Source organism: Planctomycetota bacterium, assembly GCA_018242585.1.
Classification (GTDB): domain Bacteria; phylum Planctomycetota; class Planctomycetia; order Pirellulales; family PNKZ01; genus JAFEBQ01.
In genome coordinates, this window is the sequence record JAFEBQ010000010.1 from 36,403 (window position 1) to 55,719 (window position 19,317).

Annotated in this window: 13 protein-coding genes; 7 read left to right on the forward strand and 6 right to left on the reverse strand. The window is 63.6% G+C overall.

Features of this window, described 5'->3' with window-relative positions; all coding sequences use genetic code 11:
• Positions 1–271: 271 nt before the first annotated feature.
• A complete protein-coding gene (locus JSS27_05380) occupies positions 272–682 on the reverse strand; it encodes a hypothetical protein (protein ID MBS0208368.1) in 411 nt (136 codons plus the stop codon).
• A gap of 24 nt (positions 683–706) precedes the next feature.
• On the reverse strand, positions 707–4,297 hold the full coding sequence (locus JSS27_05385) for a proline dehydrogenase family protein (protein MBS0208369.1): 3,591 nt from the start codon (positions 4,295–4,297) through the stop codon (positions 707–709).
• Between the two features lie 211 nt (positions 4,298–4,508).
• Between JSS27_05385 and JSS27_05390 the strand changes: the two genes are divergently transcribed.
• From JSS27_05390 to JSS27_05400, 3 genes are all read left to right on the forward strand, one after another.
• Positions 4,509–5,843, forward strand: a complete 1,335-nt coding sequence (locus tag JSS27_05390; protein ID MBS0208370.1) for a hypothetical protein — start codon at positions 4,509–4,511, stop codon at positions 5,841–5,843.
• 126 nt (positions 5,844–5,969) lie between these two features.
• Positions 5,970–6,962, forward strand: a complete 993-nt coding sequence (locus tag JSS27_05395; GenBank protein ID MBS0208371.1) for a hypothetical protein — start codon at positions 5,970–5,972, stop codon at positions 6,960–6,962.
• Positions 6,963–7,114: 152 nt separating this feature from the next.
• Positions 7,115–10,405 carry a protein kinase gene (locus JSS27_05400; protein ID MBS0208372.1) on the forward strand — a complete coding sequence of 1,097 codons (3,291 nt, stop codon included), beginning with the start codon at positions 7,115–7,117 and terminating at the stop codon, positions 10,403–10,405.
• Positions 10,406–10,541: 136 nt separating this feature from the next.
• Here JSS27_05400 and JSS27_05405 read toward each other — a convergent pair whose 3' ends face one another.
• Complete coding sequence (locus JSS27_05405) at positions 10,542–11,906, reverse strand: Gfo/Idh/MocA family oxidoreductase (GenBank protein ID MBS0208373.1); 1,365 nt, start codon at positions 11,904–11,906, stop codon at positions 10,542–10,544.
• Between JSS27_05405 and JSS27_05410 the strand changes: the two genes are divergently transcribed.
• From JSS27_05410 to JSS27_05420, 3 genes are all read left to right on the forward strand, one after another.
• The gene (locus JSS27_05410; protein MBS0208374.1) at positions 11,905–12,177 is read left to right on the forward strand and encodes a hypothetical protein; all 273 of its coding nucleotides are present in this window, start codon (positions 11,905–11,907) and stop codon (positions 12,175–12,177) included. The genes JSS27_05405 and JSS27_05410 overlap by 2 nt on opposite strands.
• Before the next feature lie 153 nt (positions 12,178–12,330).
• Positions 12,331–13,086 (forward strand): DUF2071 domain-containing protein, encoded by a 756-nt coding sequence (locus tag JSS27_05415; GenBank protein MBS0208375.1) that lies wholly within the window; start codon positions 12,331–12,333, stop codon positions 13,084–13,086.
• A 108-nt stretch (positions 13,087–13,194) separates the two neighbouring features.
• Positions 13,195–14,517 (forward strand): hypothetical protein, encoded by a 1,323-nt coding sequence (locus JSS27_05420; GenBank protein ID MBS0208376.1) that lies wholly within the window; start codon positions 13,195–13,197, stop codon positions 14,515–14,517.
• A 163-nt stretch (positions 14,518–14,680) separates the two neighbouring features.
• On the opposite strand, the gene JSS27_05425 is transcribed toward JSS27_05420, so the two are convergent.
• A complete protein-coding gene (locus JSS27_05425; protein MBS0208377.1) occupies positions 14,681–15,769 on the reverse strand; it encodes a methyltransferase in 1,089 nt (362 codons plus the stop codon).
• Positions 15,770–15,873: 104 nt separating this feature from the next.
• Between JSS27_05425 and JSS27_05430 the strand changes: the two genes are divergently transcribed.
• Entirely contained in the window at positions 15,874–16,086 is a 213-nt protein-coding gene (locus tag JSS27_05430; GenBank protein MBS0208378.1) for a hypothetical protein, read from the forward strand.
• A 75-nt stretch (positions 16,087–16,161) separates the two neighbouring features.
• On the opposite strand, the gene JSS27_05435 is transcribed toward JSS27_05430, so the two are convergent.
• Both JSS27_05435 and JSS27_05440 read right to left on the reverse strand, forming a co-directional pair.
• Positions 16,162–18,372: a serine/threonine protein kinase gene (locus JSS27_05435; GenBank protein MBS0208379.1), complete on the reverse strand. Its 2,211-nt coding sequence runs from the start codon at positions 18,370–18,372 to the stop codon at positions 16,162–16,164.
• Between the two features lie 11 nt (positions 18,373–18,383).
• Entirely contained in the window at positions 18,384–19,226 is an 843-nt protein-coding gene (locus tag JSS27_05440) for a LamG domain-containing protein (GenBank protein ID MBS0208380.1), read from the reverse strand.
• Between the last annotated feature and the right edge of the window lie 91 nt (positions 19,227–19,317).

The window sequence follows — 19,317 nt, forward strand, 5'->3', positions numbered from 1 at the left end:
CCATCATCACTAGGCCAGCGCTAACCCTTCTCCCTCCGGGAGAAGGTGGCCGAAGGCCGGATGAGGATCCCCGTTGCGCCGTGTCACGCCCGCCTGATGCGCACCCCGGTTCGCTATGCGAACCACCCTCTCCCGCAAGGGGCGAGGGTGAAGAGAGGTCGCGCACCGGCGACACGAGGCGTACTGGGCGCGGTGACCAGCGCGATTCACACCGCACACAGTCCCTCTTGTTGCTGCGCAACCCCGACAACAAGTTGTCGCGGCTACCCGGCTAATCATGCTTCGTAGCAAGACCGCGTTTATTGAGCGCCTCTCGTAGTTTGACCTCACATTGGTCCGCAATGCCCTTTCCCTCTGGCAAGTCTCCGTCATACTCAATTCCTGTCAGAAAGAACGTCTTGAACTTGCCGCCGACAATTCCTGCGTGCCACCTCAAATATACCTTTTCAAGCTTTAACCTATCGACCGAAGGAAACTGGCTATGTAGCTCTGTCAATATTCCGCCCGATTGCCATTCTTGCAGGATGCTCTCACCGACCTTGTTGATTTCATTTGCATCCAATGTGCTCATTTCGACGACGCGTTGTTCGGTGTTGACGGTAGTGACTGAACAACCTGCGCCCATCATCGCCGTCAACGCAATGAGTATCATGCTATTTGAAATGCGCTTAGTCGGTTGCACGGTATGTTCCTCAGTTAAAATCCTTCACTCCGCCGGCCGCACCAATTCCCGGCGCAACTCATTCGCTCGGTCGCCTAGGTTCCCATACCGGTGGTAATCGTACGAAATGCTCTGCTCGCGCAGGTACCAGAGCAGTTCGATCCGCCCTTCGGCCAGGACCGGCGCGTCGGCAATCCATTGCCCTTCGTGAGCCGCCACCTGCCGCACCGCCGCCGGCACATGCTCGCGCCGCGCGAAGCGGATCCGCGGCCAATGACGCTGGTACATATGGGCGATGACCGTCGTGTCCGGCTCCTCGAACAGTTCGATCCCGGCGGCCCAGCTTTCGGTCCATTCGTCGAGCGTCTCGCGCCACACCGTCGGGCAGCCTGGCGCAAAGCAGGCCAGCACCCGGGCGCCGGTCACGCGGGCCGCCGCCACGCGCGCGACGATGTCGAACCAGGTGTCGGCCGGCGTGATCCGCACACAGGCCTGGCCAAACGGCAAATAGCGCCGCACGTTGTCCTGGCCCAACAGTCGGAAGTGATCGTGCTCGCGCGAGAACTCGGTTCGCCACCAATGATCGTAGCTGGCCAGGGCCTGTAGCAGCCGAGCGTCGTCGTCCCGATCCGACTTCAAATGCTCGGCCAGATCGGCCAGGTCGTCGTTGTCGATGTCCAAATCGCCAAGCTGCGCGTCCCGATCGCTGAAGTGCATGAAGCTGGCCACGTAGTTCGGGCCGCCGGCCTTGAGCCCCGGTCCAACGGCCGACAAGCCCATGCCACCGAACGGCTGACGCAGGACGATCGCCCCGGTGGTGCCGCGATTGATGTACAAGTTGCCGGCTTGAATCGCGGCCCGCCACTGCGCCATCTCGCGATCGTCCAAGGTGTGCAGCCCGCTGGTCAGGCCGTAGCCCGTCGCGTTGACCCAATCGATGGCGTCGGCCAGACGCTCGTAGCGCATCACGCCGAGCACCGGCCCGAAGAACTCGATCCGATGAGTAACACTGCCCGGCGTGACGCCGTACTTCACGCCAGGGGTCCACAGGTAAGGATTGCTCGGCGACGGTCGCGGCATGACCGCCCAGCTTTCGCCCGGCTCGAGCGTCTTGAGCCCCTCTTCCAGCACACCCGACGGCGGACGAATCAACGGCCCCATGCGCGAGGCCAGATCGTAAGCCGAGCCGACCTGCAGGCTTTCGACCGCGTCGCACAACATTCGCTTGAAGTTCACGTCGTCGTACACTTCAGCATCCAGGATCAGCAGCGACGTGGCCGAGCATTTCTGCCCGCCGTGGCTGAACGCCGAGTGGACAATGTGCTTGATCGCCAGTTCGCGGTCGGACAGGGCGCTGACAATCGTGACGTTCTTGCCGCCTGTCTCGGCGCTCAGATGCAAGTCCGGCTTCTTGGCCAGCATGCGCAGCGCCGTCTCGGTGCCGCCGGTCAGGATCACGGCCGCCACGTCCCGATGGCTGACCAACCGGCTACCTGGCCCGCCGCCAGGGCACGGCACGAACTGCAACGCGCGGCGCGACACGCCAGCGCGCCAGAAACATTGGCACAACTCCCACGCCACCAGCACGGTATCCGAAGCCGGCTTTAGGATCACCGTGTTCCCCGCCGCCAATGCCGCCGCCACGCCGCCACAGGGAATGGCGATTGGAAAGTTCCACGGCGGCACGACGACCACCACGCCGGCCGCGCGGGCGCGGATCGTGGGGAGCTCGTAAAACATCCGCGCCGAGGCCCGATAGAACTCGACAAAGTCGATCGCTTCGGAAACTTCCGGATCCCCTTCGGTCAGAATCTTGCCCCCGTTGGTCAGCGCGGCCCAGAGCAGATCGGCCCGGGCGCGGCGCAGCTCCTGGGCCGCGCGGCCCAGCACCTCGTTGCGAGCGTCGACGGTCATGGTGCGCCAGCCATCGGCGTCGGCCTGGGCGCACTGAACCGCCAGGTCCACATCGGCGTCGGTCGCCTGGGCGTAATGACACAACGTCGCGCCGCCGCGCGATGGATCCTGACAAGGCTTCTTCGCCCGGTCGGTGATCTCACCGCCGTCGATCACGACTGGAATCGTGTGCGCGGCGAGCGCCTTGACGTCGCGGGCGACAATCGACTCGGCCCAGGCCCCGTTAGCCGGCAGCGACCAATCGGTATCCGCCTCGTTCTCGAAGAGCTGCAGTGGCATCTCGACGCGCGGCGTGGGAAACTGCTCGGTGTTACGATCCTGCTGACGTCGCGGGCGATGATCGATCGCGGTCTGGAAAGCCTGGCGAAACCCTTGTTCGAGCATCCGCCAATCGTCGCTGCCGACTTTCAGGCGGAACGCATGCCCCAGGAAATTCTCCGGGCCGGTGTTCTCGTCGAGCCGGCGAATCAGATAGCCGATCGCGTTGAGGAACTCTTCCTTGCGACAAGCCGGAGCGTACAGCAACAGTTGCGACGTCCGTTCGAGCAGTGCGCGACGCTGGTGATTGGCCATCCCTTCCAGCATTTCGAACTGGACCAGATTCTCGGCCAGCCGTTCGCCGACCAGCACCAGCCCATAGGCCACGTCGAACAAGTTGTGCGACGCGATGCCGACGCGGACCGCGTGCAAATGGTCGGGCACCAGCGCGAATTGCAACATCTGTTTATAGTTGGCGTCGGTTTCGACCTTGCTGGCGAACGGGGCTTGCGGCCAGTCGTGGAGCGCCGCGTCGACGCGCTCCATCTCCATGTTCGCCCCTTTGACGATGCGAATCGTGACCGGCGCGCCGCCGCGGGCCACGCGCTCGCGCGCCCAGGCGGTGATGCGCTGTTGCACGGTGAACGAGTCGGGAACGTACGCCTGTAGGGCGATGCCGCCGCTCACCTGGTCCAAGCCCGGTCGGCCGAGCGTGCGCATAAACGCCTCGGCCGTCAGCGACAGGTCGCGATACTCCTCCATGTCGAGATAGATGAACTTGGGCGTCAGATGGCCGTCGGGTCGCGTGTACTGGACGTGCGCCGCCTCGCGGTACAACAGCTCAAGTCGATCGCATAGCACACGCAGCGTCTGCTCGCGCGCGATCGGGATGATTTGCGAATAGATCGTCGAAATCTTGACCGACAGACACTCGACCTCGGGCGACTGCAGGGCCTGCAGGTATTTGTTCAAGCGTTGCTGAGCCTCTTCCTCACCCAGCAGCGACTCACCCAGGAAGTTCAGGTTCATCCGCACCCCTTGGGCACGCCGCGCGGCCAGGTGCTCGTGCAGCAACTCAGGCTCGGCCGGCAGCACCACGTTGGCCGTCTCGTGCTGTAGGTGGGCTTTGACCAAGGGAACCGTGACCGTCGGCAGCCAGTCGCCAAAGGTCTGAAAGCCGCGCAGCAATGCCTGATCGAGCGGGCTGAAGAACCGCGGAATCCCCTGCACGTCGAGAATGTGGGTGAACTGCTCGGCGGTGCGGGCCGCGACGTGCGAGCGAAACGACTGATCCGTCAACTGGACCAGCGTGGCCTTGTCGTGCGGGTTGCGGAGCATGCGGTCGAGCTCGGCCTGCTGCCGGCGCTCGGGCGGCGACTGCAACGCGACGGCGCGATCTTGCAACTCGGCGGCCAGCCGGACGGCGGCATCAATCAGGCGTGCATCGGCAGCGGCGGTCTTCATGGCGAGCGACCTGGGGCCAGCGGTGGTCGAAGCAGTTGAATTGTTGGACGCTGGCCGGAATGAATCAACACCATTCGCGGTTGGCGGCGCGGCGAATGCAGCCGGCGGGGCGTTTCCGCCACGGCGTCGGGACATTATCCTGGGACGCGTCGCTGGCTCCTTAACCAAAAACGAACGAGTCACCATGAAATGCGCACCATCAATGTCACGGATGGCCGCTGCCCAACTTTCCCGTTCGGTGGGCTTGGATCGTCGCACCATGCTGGGCGCATCACTGGCCGCCGGGGCGACGATGTTGCTTCCGCGCGCCGGCTGGGCCGCCGACGCCACAAGTGAAGCGATTCAACGAGCGCACGACGAAATCTGGCAGCGCTTCGTCGATCGCCACGGCATCCTGGTCGACTTTGCCGATCTCGACGGCCGGGTCGAGTTGCCCACGCCTGAGGAATGCCGGGCTGGCAAGCCGAACGCGCTGGGCTGGTTTCAACCGATCGAAAATGGCGCGATGTTCAACGGCATGTATATCGACGCCCTGCTCTGCCAATGGGAACAAACACGCTCGCCCGAAGCGGCCGCCAAGGCTCGACGCTTGATGCAAGGGCTGCTGCTATTGGCGTCGATCAGCAACGTGCGCGGGCTCGTCGGCCGGGGCGTCTCGGCCGACGGGCGGTCGCACTACCCGATGGGTTCCAATGACCAAACGTCCCCCTGGTTCTTTGGGCTGTATCGATTTCTATCGTCCGGCCTGGCCACCGCTGAAGAACACCGGCAGATCATCGCCAAGCTGGTCGAAGTGGCCGACGCGATCTACGAGTTGGGCTGGAAGATGCCGGCCGAAGCGCCGTTCAACATCCGAGGCTCGTTCGCGGGAATATACTTCGACGCCGCGGCGCGGCTGTTGTTCGTCGCCAAGCTGATGCACCACTTTACGGGCGACAAGGCGTGGGCCGACCGCTACGCGCAAGCCCTCGACGAGCGCGGTGGCGAAGCGAACGCCAGCCGGCGGGAACTGATGCGCGGCGGCATGAAGTTCTACTACGCCAAGACGCACCACTGGACATCCTGCGCGGCGGTCTGTTGTCTGCGCGGCCTATGGGAGTTGGAGACGGACGCCACGTTGAAGCAAGCGTACGCCGAAGGCCTGCGGGCCAGCGCGAATCTCGCCGCCGAAAGCTTGCCGCTGGCCGAGAAATACAACGCCGCGGACCCGAGCACCTTCAGCCAGGATTGGCGCTCGGCGATGATGCCCCTGTGGAAGCCGCAACAGACCGAGCAAGAGTCCCAAGCATTGGCCGAGGCCCAACTGCGGGCGTTCATGAAGGTCTCCCCGCGACGCAATCTGGAGACTGCCGCGATTCGCGAGCCGACTGCGGCGGCCTGGATTGTGACGCTGTGCCCTGACGCCCAGGTGGTGCGCCAGCATGCCGCCACCATCAAGCAGATGGCCACGCGATATGACTATGCCCGGCTGTATTACTGCACGTTCTTTTGGATCGAGGGGGCGGTGTGGCGGCTGCGGGCATTGCCGCCAGGCGGAACGAAATAGTTAACGAAATCGTCACCTGAGTCCGGCTCGCCGGTCCTCCACCTCACAACTATATTGGGCCGCGATTGGGGTTTGTTTTTTGCATCGTTTGGCGCACGTCACCCGCTACGGGCAGAGATGGTTCACATGTATCGCTCGCGATTGATGATGATTGGCTGCTGGCTGGCCTGGGGCATCTTGATCGGCGTCGCCGGCGCTCAGGCCCCGTCAAAGACACCCGCGCCGACCGCTGGCCCGCCGACCGCCAAGCAAGTGATCGTCGGCATGTACTTGAACCAGGTCGACAGCGTCAGCCTGAAGGACAGCCAGATCGTCGTCGACTTTCATATCTGGTTCCGGTGGAAGGATGCCGACCTAAAACCGATCGAGACGTTCGACGTGGTCAACGGCAAGATTGAGTTGAAGGAAGACATCGTCACCAAGGACGACGTCAACGGCTATCGCTACGCCTGCTGTCGGGTGCTGGCCACGATTCACAAGCTGTGGGACGTGTCGCGGTTTCCGCTCGACGAGCACGAGCTGCTGATCGAAATCGAGGACGGCGACTTCGAGGAAGACAAGGTCCGCTACATCGCCGACGTCGAGAACAGCGATCTGAACCCCGACGTGGAAGTGGCCGGCTGGAATGTTGGCGAGTGCCCCGTCTCGGTCATCACCCACCGCTACAACACAAACTTTGGCGACACGACGCTCGAGACCGGGCACGGCTCGAACTATTCGCGATTCCGTTTTCCAGTGCTCCTGTCGCGACCGAGCTACGGCATGTTCTTCAAGCTGCTGACCGGCATGTTCATCGCCTCGGCCATCGGGCTGCACGCGCTGTTGATCAAGCCCAGCGAGCTGGACGCGCGGTTCGCGTTGACCGTGGGGGCGATGTTCGCCGCCGTGGCCAGCGAATACGTGGTGGTCTCGTCGCTGCCCGAGGCCAATTACCTGACGCTGGCCGACAAGCTGCATATCCTGACGTTCACGTTCATCTTCGCATCGATGGCCGTCTCGGTCGTTTCCTACAAGCTGGCCGAAACCCGCCGGTTGCACCTGTGCCGCTTGATCGACAGCGCGGCGTTCATCACGCTGGGCGCGGCTTACATCGTTACGGCGTACAAGCTGGTGGTGTGAGCCGGGGCGGCCGGGCCGCACTTGGCTGCGATTTTGCACTAAACCACGCGAGACTCGCCGCTTTTTTGGCGTCAGATCCACCCGACTGTTGCTTCTTTGTCGCCCGGGCTTCATCTACAATGGCACCCATCCTTGCAAGGGGAATGGGCAGCATGGGCATCGATCTCGATTCGTTCGTCAAGCAATTGTCCAGCGCTGGCATTCTGCCAGCCGACAAGCTCGAACGATTTGTGCCGCCCCAGGCCCACCCCAAGACGGCCGAGGAGCTGGCCCAGGAACTGGTCAAGAGCAGCGAGCTGACGAAGTTCCAGGCGACCCAAGTCCTGGCCGGTCGGGCCAAGGCGCTGCTGCTGGGCAACTACACGTTGCTCGACAAGATCGGCGCCGGCGGCATGGGCCAAGTCTTCAAGGCCCAGCATCGCCGCATGAAGCGACTGGTGGCGATCAAGATGCTGCCGCCCGCCCTAGTGAAAGACGCCGCCGCCCTGGCGCGCTTTCAACGCGAGGTCGAAGCGGCCGCGCGCCTGGCCCACACCAACATCGTGGCCGCCTTCGACGCCGACGAAGCCAACGGCACGCACTTCTTGGTCATGGAATACGTCGAGGGAAAAGACCTCTCGGCCACCGTCAAAGAGCGGGGGCCATTGCCGGTGGACGAGGCGATGAACTATATCCTACAAGGCGCGCGCGGGCTGGCCTATGCGCACGCCGAAGGAGTCGTCCACCGTGACATCAAGCCGGCTAACTTGCTGGTCGACAAGAAAGGCGTGGTCAAGATTCTCGACATGGGGCTGGCCCGGTTCGAAGACGCGAACGCGGCCGACCATCAATTGACCAACACCGGCGCGGTGATGGGAACGGTCGACTACATGGCACCCGAGCAGGCCGCCGACACCCGGCGGGCCGACGCGCGCAGCGATATTTACAGCCTGGGCTGCTCGCTGTTTCGCTTGCTGACGGGGGGCAACGTCTTTGAAGGGGAAACGGTCGTCAAAAAGATTCTGGCCCACATGCACGACCCGATCCCTTCGCTGTCGGATCGACGAACCGACGTGCCGGCCGAGGTCGACCAGATCTTTCAGCGGATGATGGCTAAGCGTCCCGAGGATCGGTACCAGACCGCGGCCGAACTGGTCGCGGCGATCGAGGCTTGGCGGGGCGGAACTTCACAGGCCTCGGTTACCTCGGGCTCGCAAGGTGGCGCGCAGCTCAGCAACTTCTTCAACAATCTGACGCTGCCAAGCGAACCGGGTTCGTCGCCATCGGCCGCGTCGAAGCCGAGCACCAGCGCTACCGTGCCAGCCGACAGCGCCACGGCGGCGTTTGGCATTCAGCATCTGAAGAATCTGCCGACCGGGAGCACCATTTCGGCGTCGCGGGCCGAGTTGGATACCGATCCGAAGAGCGAGCGATTCTTGCCGAGCTTGAAATCGGCCGTCAAGAATGGCGGCGCGGCTGGCGGCGCCGTGCCGCCGTGGAAGAGTCCCCTGGCCCTGGCCGGTGCGGGAAGTGCGGGCTTTTTGCTGGTGGCGTTGGGAGCCTGGTGGTTTGTATTCCGCGATTCATCCGGCAAGGAATTGGCGCGGAGCGAAGCCAAGCCCGCCCAGAAGGTGCAGACCGCTCCGGGCACGACGGTCGAAGTCGTGAAAGATGGGCAGCCAGCTACGGTCGTACTGGGCGGGGGCAAGAAGATCACCACCTACGACACGCCCGAGTTCAAGCGCTGGCTCGCAAGCATCGCGTTCCTCTCGGTTGAGAAACAGATCGACGCCGTCAGCAAAAAGTTGCAAGGGCTGAATCCAGGGCACGATGGCAAGCTTTACGGGTACGAATGCAAGGGAACGCCCAAGATCGAAGGGGGCAAGGTGACCGAGGTGGGCCTACAGCCAGCCAACCTGGTCGATCTTTCTCCGCTGCGCGCTTTCAAAGAACTGTGGGCGTTGTCGTGCAACGGCGCGGGTCCGCTGGCCGATTTGTCTCCGCTGCGCGGCCTGAAGCTGGGGCGATTGAACTGCAACGGCGTTAATAACATCACCGATTTGACGTCTCTGACGGGCATGCCTCTCACCTACATTCACCTGTACAACACCCAGGTTGCCGATCTGAACCCGCTGCGCGGAATGCGGCTTGTGAGCTTGTACCTGCAGCACACCCGGGTGACCGATTTGTCGCCGCTGGTGGGAATGCCCCTGCAGTACCTGGAATGCCACACAACGCCGATCAGCGACGTAACGCCGTTGGCCAGCATCGCATCGCTGAAGAGAATCACGCTATACGGCACCAAGATCACCGAAGCCGACGTGGCGACGCTACAGAAGGCCGTGCCCAATTGCCAGATCGAATGGCCGAGCCAAGGCCGACTCTACGTGCCAGGCGAGTCGACGCCCGCGCCGCCGCCCGATGCGGCCAATGCCGTGTTCTTGGACGACCTGAAGCCGACCAAGACGGCGAACTTGCATCTTCAGTTGGGGACTCGCGGGCGCACCAACAGCAACAAAGCTTTCACCTGGCGCGGAGGTCAACCGCAACATTCATTGTTCGCCCATCCCAACGGCGCGGGGCCCACGACGGTGTCGTACGCAGTGGATGGCAAATACGAACGGTTCCGCGCGACCGTCTGCCTGGTGACAGATCTGCAAGACAAGCAAGCGTCGGTGTCGTTTCGAGTGCTCGGCGATGATCGCCCGCTCTGGCAATCGGGCGCCTACAGCACCACCGACCGATCGGAAGACTTTGACCTCGACGTGCGCGGCATCAAGCAATTGACGCTCGAGATCACGACACGCGGCGGCATCGGCGCCATGCACCCCGTCTGGCTCGACCCGCGGCTGATTAAAGCGAGCGCGGCCGCTGCGCCAGCGCTCGCCGGCGACGGTTGGCGGTCGTTGTTCGATGGCCAAGACCGGCAGGCCCATTGGACCGCCAAGGGGGGCGGCGCGTGGAGCGTCACCGACGGCGCGCTAGTCGGCAAGACCGACAGCCCTGGCTGGCTGATGTCCCGAGAAGAATTCGACCACTTCGAGTTCGCTTGCGAGTACAAGCTGTCACCGGAAGGAAACAGCGGTATCTTTCTGCGAGCCCACGCCGACGGTCCCGTCAGCGGCAGCGATTTCCTTGAAGTCCAACTGCTCGACAATGCCGCGCCCAAGTTCGCCGCGCTCAATCCCAAGCAAAAGAATGTCGCGCTGTACAATCAGTTGGCGCCGCGGACTTCCCCCCCTGCCCCGGCCGAGCAGTGGAATCAGATCCAGGTTCAATGCTATGGCGCGCACGTTCGCGTCACGTTGAACGGCACGCTGGCGCTTGACGGCGAGATGACGTCGAAGCTCCGCGAGCGCGGCCACATCGGCCTGCAACTTTATCCCAAGCAAGTCGAGTTCCGCAACCTGCGCGTGCGGCCGCTGAGCAGCGACGGCACGCCGAGTTCCCCAATCAACCGCTGACCATCTTGTTCGCCTACAACAGCGGACATCAGATCAAGGCCTGGACGATTCGCGCGCTCGGAAGAGAAATCGTACCGCTACGCGACAGCGTGGCTGGCCGCAAATGAAGGGACATCGTGCCGAACGCACACATCGCTCACACGTCGCGCAATAATCCCGGCGCTGGCAGCTTGTAATACCCCTCGGCGCTGGGCAGCGTCAGCGGCATGGTGTCCCAGCCGGTAATCTGCTCGGGCATCAGCGTCTTGGTCGACTTGAAACCCTCGTCCCAGGTCACCGTTCGCCCGGTGTACGTCGCCATTCGGCCCAGAATGGCCGTCATCGTCGCCGCGGCTCCGCTCTCGGTCTCGTTGTGGGGCGTATTGTTGCGGATGGCCGCGAACAGCGCGTCGTGCTCCAACTGGTACGGGTTTTGATTGCTGGCCTCCTTGGCATTGCCCCGCGGACGCGGATAGCGCCACTCCTCGCCGCTCGATTGGATTTTCGCGCCGCTGACGTCGGCCGTGCCGCGGCTGCCGACGGCGAACTCGCCCACCAATGGCTCGCAGCCGGTGATCTGCCGGCAGAAGCTGAACATTTTGAGGCCGCTCGGGTACGTGTATTCCACCGAGTGGTGGTCAAAAATGTCGCCAAAGTCCTTGCCGGTTCGCATCTGCCGGCCCCCCATGCCAACGGCCGCGACCGGCGTGGCCCCCAGCAGCCAGTTGCAAACGTCCAGGTTGTGGACGTGCTGCTCGACGATGTGATCGCCGCTGAGCCAGTGGAAGAAGTACCAGTTGCGGACCTGGTATTCCATTTCGGTCAGGCCGTCGTGCGTGACCGGCGACTTGATCGTGCCGCCGTTCCAGTAGCAGCGCAGTCCCAGCACGTCGCCAATCGCGCCGTTGCGCAGCCGGTCAATCGTTTCGAGATACTTCGGCTCGTGGTGGCGTTGCAGGCCGACGCCGACCTTAAGCCCCTTCTCTTGGGCGACCTTGCCGGCGGCCAGCACTCGGCGCACGCCCGGCGCGTCGGCGGCGACGGGCTTTTCCATGAACACGTGTTTGCCGCGCTCGACGGCATATTCAAAGTGGGCCGGCCGGAAACCCGGCGGCCCGCACAAGATGGCGACGTCGGCGGCGTCGATGGCTTGCTTGTAGGCGTTGAGCCCGACGAATTGCCGGTCGGTGGCCACGTCGACCCGCTCGCCGATGGCTTGCGGCACCGACGTGCGGATCATCGTTCCACCATCGCGGAACGCCTTCAGGCACTGCTCGACCCGATCGGAAAATGCGTCGGCCACCGCCCACAGCTTCACCGGCCCGGCCGTCTGTAAAGCGTTGACGACCGCGCCGGTCCCGCGATTGCCACAGCCGATCAGTGCGACCTTGATCGTCTCGTCAGCGCCGGCATGGACCGGCCGCGCCAGCGAAGCGATCGACACGGCGGCGGCCGCGGTGGTCGCCCCCTGCAAGAACCGGCGGCGCGAAGGACCAGAACAACGGGGCGATAGTGCGGACATGCGTGCGGCTCCGGTGGGCGGGAAGTGGGGCGAGTGCGTACCGATCCTGAGCATAAGACGAACCGCGGGGCCGCACAAACTTCTTTCGCGTAACCATCGCAAAGCCCAGCATTTTACGGGCGATTCTTGCTCAGCGGCCGAAACCAAGACACCGATCAACGTCTTGTTCATTGGCAAGAGCCCCAAGGGGCTGCCGGGCAACTTCGCTGGCCTTGGTGAAGATCAGGCCCGCCGCCTGCAAGCTGTCGCCTGGCAAATGGCCCGGAAGTAGTTGACGGCCGCAGGATTGCTCCCCTCGCCCCTTGTGGGAGAGGGGTTGGGGGTGAGGGGTAAGCGGCTTTCACGGGATCCGCCCGCGCTGTTAATTCCTCCGGCGGCCTGCGGTTTCTCTCTTGGCAAGTAACGGGGGCCAAGGGAGGTCATCATGAGGCTGCCAGTCGTCGAAGGTCTGATCGAGCGGCGTATCCTGGTCAACTTTCGCGTCGACCCGGCGGTGCTCGCACGCCAGTTGCCGGCCCCCTTCCGGCCGAAGCTGGTCGCCGACCATGCACTCGCCGGCATCTGTTTGATCCGGTTGGGCGACGTGCGGCCGCGTGGGCTGCCGCGCGCGTTGGGCGTCTCGTCCGAGAACGCCGCCCACCGGATCGCCGTCCAGTGGGACGAGGACGGCGTTTATCGAGAAGGTGTCTTCGTGACCCGGCGCGACACCAATTCGCGATTCAATACCTGGGTCGGCGGCCGGCTGTTCCCCGGCGTTCATCATCACGCCAGAATCGCGAGCGAAGAAACGAGCGGCCGCTACCGCGTGAAACTCGACAGCGATGATCGGGCGGTGCGCTTGCTGGTCGACGCGCACGTCGCCAGCGAATGGCCCGGCCGATCGGTCTTTCCGACGCTCGCCGAGGCGTCGGCGTTCTTCGCCACCGGCTCGCTTGGCTACTCCCCGGCCCTCAGCCCGGGCGCGTTCGACGGCCTGGAGCTATCTTGCCGCACGTGGTCGATGACGCCATTGGTCGTGAACCGCATTGAGTCAAGCATATTTGCTGACAGCAATCGGTTTCCCACCGGCTCGGTCGAATTCGACTCTGCACTTCTGATGTGCAACATCCCGCACGAGTGGCGGCAGCGTCCCGTCATCACCAACACCCCGTCACTCCAAGGCGCTGCTGGCACCTGCTAGCTGCTGGCGCGAATTAATTCCGGTCAAGTATTCTTTGCCGCCTAGGCAAACTTTGCCGATTAGAGAATGGGGCTTTGTTCCGCCGGTCTCTCATTGCGCAGAATCGCCATGCAACGATGCAAGCACTTGTCGCTGGTCCTGGTTGCCCTCTTTTGCTCGGGCACGCTGGCCGCTGAGCCGTATCGCGGCCAACCGATCCGCTCGCGCCGCTCGGCCAAGCCGGTGCCAACTCGGGCCACGGCAGCGCGACCGGCCATGCCGCCGATCCCCGCGCCCGACGATTACGCCGACGAAGGAGATCAACAGCCCGCGATCTCGGAACCGTCGGCGGGCGATCGCTTCATCAAGTCGTGTCTCGACGCCGAGGCTACGGCCGCGCAGCGCCAGCCCAACTCGCGGCGTTCGCGCCCGACGTATTATCCGACCACTCCGGTCGCGTATGAAGAAGAGACGCCGCCCGCCACGCCGCTCGAAACGAGCGGTGATGTCCGTGACGAATACGATCCTTGCCCCGACTGCGGCCCCCAGGGAATCCGCTGCGGCGACTGTGATCGCTGGGTAGTCCAGGCCGACGCCATGTGGCTGCAAGCCACGTTCCATTCATCAACCTTGGCCTATACGCAAGACGGCACGGGCGCACAGGTCGACTCGCTGCGCGTCAATAGCCCGTTGAGCTATCAACCCAGCGTGCGGATTCGCATCGCTCGACAGATCAATTACCGGACCACGATCGAAGGCATCTTTTACGGCGCTCAACAGTGGTCGGCTAGCGGTGTGCTCACACCCGACCCGGGCGGCGCTAACAGCGTCTTCTCACGCTCCCTGCAAACGCCTGGTATTCTCGGCGGCCTGAGTGGGCCGGCCAGCTACAACTATGGCGCGAACTTTTACAACGCTGAATTGAACCAGCGTGTTGCCATCCACGACCGGTTGTGGACCGTCTCGATCCTCTCGGGCGTTCGCTATGTCCAGTGGAACGACCGGGCCAACCTGACGGCCGTTGACCCAGTGTTTGGCGGCGTCGAAAGCGTCAATGCCCGAGCGTACAACTACTCGATCGGCCCGCAACTTGGCTTGGGATTCTTCCGGCAATGGTCGCGGGTGCGATTCAATGCCGACTTCAAGGGAGCGATGCTGTTCGATTGGTACACGCTGCAACTCAGCAATACGAACTCGACGGGCCTTCAACCGGGCGGTATCCCGGCAATCAGGCCAATCAATGCCCACACACGCCAATCGGCCGTGTCGGGCGCTGTCGATTTGTTCGCCAACGCCACGTACCAGGTGACGTCAAACATCGCCGTCCGGGGCGGGTATCAGTTGCTCTACCTGCCCGGCATGGCGATGTCGCAAGAGCAGTTCGGCGGCTTCACTCGCCACGGCTCGCCATTCTTGCACGGCCCGGCCATCGGCCTGGAATGGCAACGGTGACGTTGACCGTTTGCGACCGTAATTACTTGGCTCATTGGCCTTGATATCGGGTGGCCCGGACAACTTGCTTGTCCGGGCGGCGCAGCCGCAAGAGGGCGAGAAACGACCTCGCCACCCTCATGCCGCTCGCGCGACACCGACAACAAGTTGTCGGTGCTACCTCTTATCTTGTACCGCTGGCGACATAGTACGATTTTGACTCGACGATCTTCACGTCGTCGAACCAGCGGGGCATCTGCTCGGCATACCAATCGGGCGTCTTGGTGACGACCCACACTCGGCCGCCGGAGCGCAACGACTCGTGTGCCGCGCGCAGGAAGTGCTCGGCAATCCGAAACGACGCATAGTACGGCGGATTGGCGAGCGCCATGTCGTACGCGCCCACCCCTTGGTACGGCCCGTGGGCGTTCAACTCGGCCGTGACGTTTGTCAATTGATTCCGCGCCGCGCCGCGCAACGTACACTCGACAGCCCGGGCGTTGGAGTCAACGGCGTGAACCGTGACGCCTGTCGCTCGCAGCGCCGCGGCCAGCGCCACCGTCCCCGAGCCGCAGCCAATGTCGATCACACGCTGCCCGGGCCGCACGTCCATCTGGGCCAGCAACTGCCGCGCGCCCGGATCAATCCGCCGGTGGGCAAAGACGCCCGGCCGGCTATACGCCCGGATTAAATGCCCGCGATCGCGAAAGGCAAACTCACACGCATGGTTCTTCAATTTCCTAAGCGGCCCGGACTTGGTCGCGACGTAGGCGGTCCCCAGCGGCAACTCGTGCCGGCGAACCGCGTCAAACCGTTTGCCCAGTTCTTCGCCAAGCCAACGGTCACGGCGATTGTCAGTCGAGGTCAGCAGTCGGCCTCCAACTGCAAGCCGTTCGTGGCCTTGCTGGATCAGCTCGCGTGCCAGGTCCGCCTCACCGCCCGAGGAGGTGGGGATCGCGACAACGTCGACTTCGCCGGTGGGGAAATCGGCGTTGCAGATGATCTTGAGTGCGCTGGCACCCGCCGCCGAGGTGTCTTGTACGACAGCCTCGCTGGCCAATGCTGCCCGATATTGGTCGAGAAACCAGCAGGTCACCTCGCGCCGGCCGGCGGCGGTGGCGGCCCGAGCCAACTGCGCACGTCCCAGCGAAGTACATAGCACCCGCTCCCCCGCAACGTCCGGCAGCAGTCCGATTAGCAACTGCTCCGACGCCAGGGCCGACAACTGCGCGGCCGATAATCCTGCTACTTCCTCGTCGAATTCGTCGGTCACCGCGATTGCATCCAACTCTGAACAGGTGCAGTAGCAACGGCCGGGACGCGAAGCCATAATTGCCCCAGTCGCGTCGCCCTTCTCTTCTATACCTGAATCGCACGATGTTCTCCACCGCTACGCTGCTGCTTCTCGTGATCGCCAACCCGTTGGCGGCCGGCGACCATTCGCGCACGTTGAAGGTGGGCGAGATCGAAGGGGGCGGCCACACCTGGCCCGGCAAGCCGCCGCGAATCAATTTCCTGGGGCCGACCACGGAAGACATCTCGGCCAACGGCCTGATGTGGGAGTTCTTCGAGCGGCATCCGATGAAGTGACGCTTGCCAGTTCGCCACGCGCTGCGCCGCGATTGGAACGCGCCACACGCTCACAAGAGCTACTCTAGCCGCGCCCTACCGCCCGTCGAAGACCATCGTTTCGGCTGGTGGCCTGGTGTCGATCGAGCGCTTCGCGTCGGGCACCGGCGCGTCGAGCGTGGCGTCCATGTCGGTTGGCAGCCCGGCCCACCAGGCTTCGGCGTCGGCGCGCGTCCAAGGTTTTGTCAGCCGGCACTGGGACAACAACTCGGCCAGTTCCTCGGCCGATTGGGGGCGGGCCTCCTTGTTCTTGGCCAGGCAGCGGTGAATCAATGCTTCGAGGTCCGGTGAAATCGGCCCCGGCGTGCGCGACGAAAGTGGCGGCGGCGCTTGAGTCAGATGTTGATGGCAGACCTCCATCACGTTTTTGCCGTCAAAGATGTTCTGGCCGCAGAGCAGAAAATAGCCGACCGCGCCAATCGCGTACAAATCGCTGCGAGCGTCAACCGCGTCAGGCGTGTTCACCGCCTCGGGAGACATGAAGTGGGGCGTCCCCACGAACGAATACGCCTTGGTCACCGCGGCGTCCCCCAGCGACGCGATCGTTTTCACCAACCCGAAGTCCAGCACCTTGAGCACGTCGAACTGTCGCCCGCGGCGATTCAACAGCAAGTTGGCGGGCTTGATGTCCCGATGGATCAGCCCGCAGGCGTGGGCCTCGGCCAATGAACCGCACAGTTGTCGAAGTATCTCGACGACGCGTCCCTCGGGCTGAGGGCCAAACTTGCGGACCAGCACGTCGAGCGGAATGCCGTCGAGGTACTCCATCACGTAATAGAACACCCCTTGCGCCGTGCGGCCGTAGTCGTAAATCGCAATCGTGTTCGGATGAGTCAGTTGGCTGGTCAACTGGACTTCGCGTTCAAAGCGGGCCAGCGCCTCGTCGGAGTTGACCTGCGGGTGCATCAGCTTGACGGCCGTCGGGCGGCGCAGCAGCGCGTGGCGCGCTTGGTAGACCGCCCCCATCGCTCCTTCGCCCAGTTTGCGCTCCAGGGTGTATTGGCCAAGCTGTTTGGTTTCGACCTCGGCCACGCGCAACGCCAGCCGCAACCGCGACGCCCAGAGCACGGCAATCAGCATCCCAAAGCCAGTCAACACCAACAGCGCGAAGACCACGCCGAAGGCGACCTGCACGTAGCGCAGCGGTTCGAAGGCTTCGGCGTAGTCAACCTGGGTAGCGACGCCAAAGTTGTAGGCGGGCAACCAGCGCCACGCGCCGATCACCGGCACGCCGCGATAATCGCGGCTGCCGTCGACATCGACACCATCCCGGCCCGCGGTCGCTTCGCTGGCAATATGCGTCAATGGTCGCTCGACGCCGACGGGCGTGCGCGCGCCGCTGGCCAAATCGACCAGCGGATCGCGCAGCCGCAACGTGAGAATCGACTGGGCGTCTTCATCGTCGGGCAACAAGCCAAGTTGCTTCAGTCGGCCATCGAACCGGCTCGACGACAGCAGCAGCCCATCACGATTGAACGCATAAGACTCGCCGCTGGCGCCGAACTGGGCGGTGTTGAGGATCTTGGTGAACTCGACCTCGGGAATGATTCGCATGCAGAGCGCGGCGATGACTTTGCCCGCTTCGTTCCTCACTGGCCCACAGGCGAACATCGTCGGCACCCCCGACCGCAAGCGGCCACGCCGATCGGGCAGAAACGCCGCGCTGGGAATCGGCTGGGACACGGTCGGCTCGCCGGCCAGGGCTTTGCGCAGCCAACCGACTTCGGGGTAAATATCGCTCATCGTCTTGCCGACCGTTTCGTCGTGCTTCGACGCGAGGACGCGGCCGGCGGGGTTCACGATGGTAAAGCCGTTGTGCCTGGCGGTGATACGGGGCGTGCCCAGCAACGTGCGCACGCGCGCCAACTCGGGCGCCTGCAACAGCTCGACGGTCGTGGCCTGTCGCTCGCCCAGGGCCAGCAGCCCCGCGATGTCCTCGACCAGTTCGCCGTTCTCGGCCAGTTCGGCGACGTTGTCGCTCTGCTCGCGCAGCCAGAAATCGAGCGCCGTCAGGTCAGCCTTGAGAATGGTGTTCAATTCTTCGGCCAGCTTGGCCTCGAGACTGTTCTCGACCGTCCGATAAAGCAGCCACCCCACCACGGCCAGCACCACGGCAGTCACTACGGGGCCAATCCAGGCTTGTTGTCGCAGTGTCCGCGCCGCCCCCTGCAGCGACGTCCCGCGGCTCAGCGAGCGCACCGAATGAGGCAGGATTTTGAACCGTGATTGGCTGGCTTCTTGATTCATTCGCGAGAACCCTAGCGCAGCGTGGCAATGCCCCGTTCGAGCTTAAAGAGCTGCTCGACCTCTTGATCGCTAAGCGGTCGATCGAACACCGCCAAGTCGTCCAGGTGGCCGACGTACGAGGCGCCAAGCACCAGGGCCACCTGGGCCGGATCCCAGCCCAAGGTCAGCTCCCAATTCTCGATTCGGCCTTGCGGCTTGCCGTCGAGGTACAGGCTGCCCGATGGCTTGTGGGCTTTGTCGTTGAGGTGCGAGATCGTGAACACCACGTGCGTCCAACGCTGGCGATCGAACGGCGCGTTGGCCACTTGGACCATCGGCCGCTTCTCGAACGGAATCTGGTCCCACTGCACGCCGGTCGGATTCCAGATGTGGACCAACGGACGAATGGCATAGCGGAAGAATCGCGGCGTTTCATCCTTGGACCACTCCAGGAAGATGAAGCCCTTTTTGCCGTCGTCACCGACGATCTGCACCGGATCGCAATAGCCGGGCTCCAGATCCTGGTCGGGCGTCAAGCGCAACCAGACCGAGACCGTGGCGTTCCAATTCGAGTCGTTGTAGCCCAGCATGCCGACGCCGCTGAACTGCGGACGCGTCGTCCCTTTCTTGGGAAAGGAAATCGCGCCGCCGAACTTTCCCGCGCCCGAGACGAGCTGTACCTCGTCACTGGGCGCTACGGGTACAAGCTGCTGCCCCTTCTTGACGACACAATGCGTGTCCCCGCGGCTAAAGTCGGCGTCGAACGACGAATCGAACGAGGCATGAAACGTCAGCGACCGTTTCAGCGCCTGGGGGGCCTGAGCCCAAGCGACCGCGGGTACGAGACAAGCCAAGACAGTCAGGATCGTTCGCATGGTGGGCACTCGCAGGAGGGAAGCAGGGCAGGAATCCAGCACGCCGGCCGTCACAATAACCGCCACCATAACGAGCTGGCGTCGCAACGCA

Excerpts from the sequence above, each read along its gene's own strand:
- JSS27_05430 (MBS0208378.1), top strand. The coding sequence starts at position 15,874 with ATGTTCTCCACCGCTACGCTGCTGCTTCTCGTGATCGCCAACCCGTTG.
- JSS27_05410 (MBS0208374.1), top strand. The coding sequence starts at position 11,905 with ATGCGTGCGGCTCCGGTGGGCGGGAAGTGGGGCGAGTGCGTACCGATC.
- JSS27_05440 (MBS0208380.1), bottom strand. The coding sequence starts at position 19,226 with ATGCGAACGATCCTGACTGTCTTGGCTTGTCTCGTACCCGCGGTCGCT.
- JSS27_05420 (MBS0208376.1), top strand. The coding sequence starts at position 13,195 with ATGCAACGATGCAAGCACTTGTCGCTGGTCCTGGTTGCCCTCTTTTGC.
- JSS27_05405 (MBS0208373.1), bottom strand. The coding sequence starts at position 11,906 with ATGTCCGCACTATCGCCCCGTTGTTCTGGTCCTTCGCGCCGCCGGTTC.
- JSS27_05415 (MBS0208375.1), top strand. The coding sequence starts at position 12,331 with ATGAGGCTGCCAGTCGTCGAAGGTCTGATCGAGCGGCGTATCCTGGTC.
- JSS27_05395 (MBS0208371.1), top strand. The coding sequence starts at position 5,970 with ATGTATCGCTCGCGATTGATGATGATTGGCTGCTGGCTGGCCTGGGGC.
- JSS27_05385 (MBS0208369.1), bottom strand. The coding sequence starts at position 4,297 with ATGAAGACCGCCGCTGCCGATGCACGCCTGATTGATGCCGCCGTCCGG.
- JSS27_05435 (MBS0208379.1), bottom strand. The coding sequence starts at position 18,372 with ATGAATCAAGAAGCCAGCCAATCACGGTTCAAAATCCTGCCTCATTCG.
- JSS27_05390 (MBS0208370.1), top strand. The coding sequence starts at position 4,509 with ATGGCCGCTGCCCAACTTTCCCGTTCGGTGGGCTTGGATCGTCGCACC.
- JSS27_05400 (MBS0208372.1), top strand. The coding sequence starts at position 7,115 with ATGGGCATCGATCTCGATTCGTTCGTCAAGCAATTGTCCAGCGCTGGC.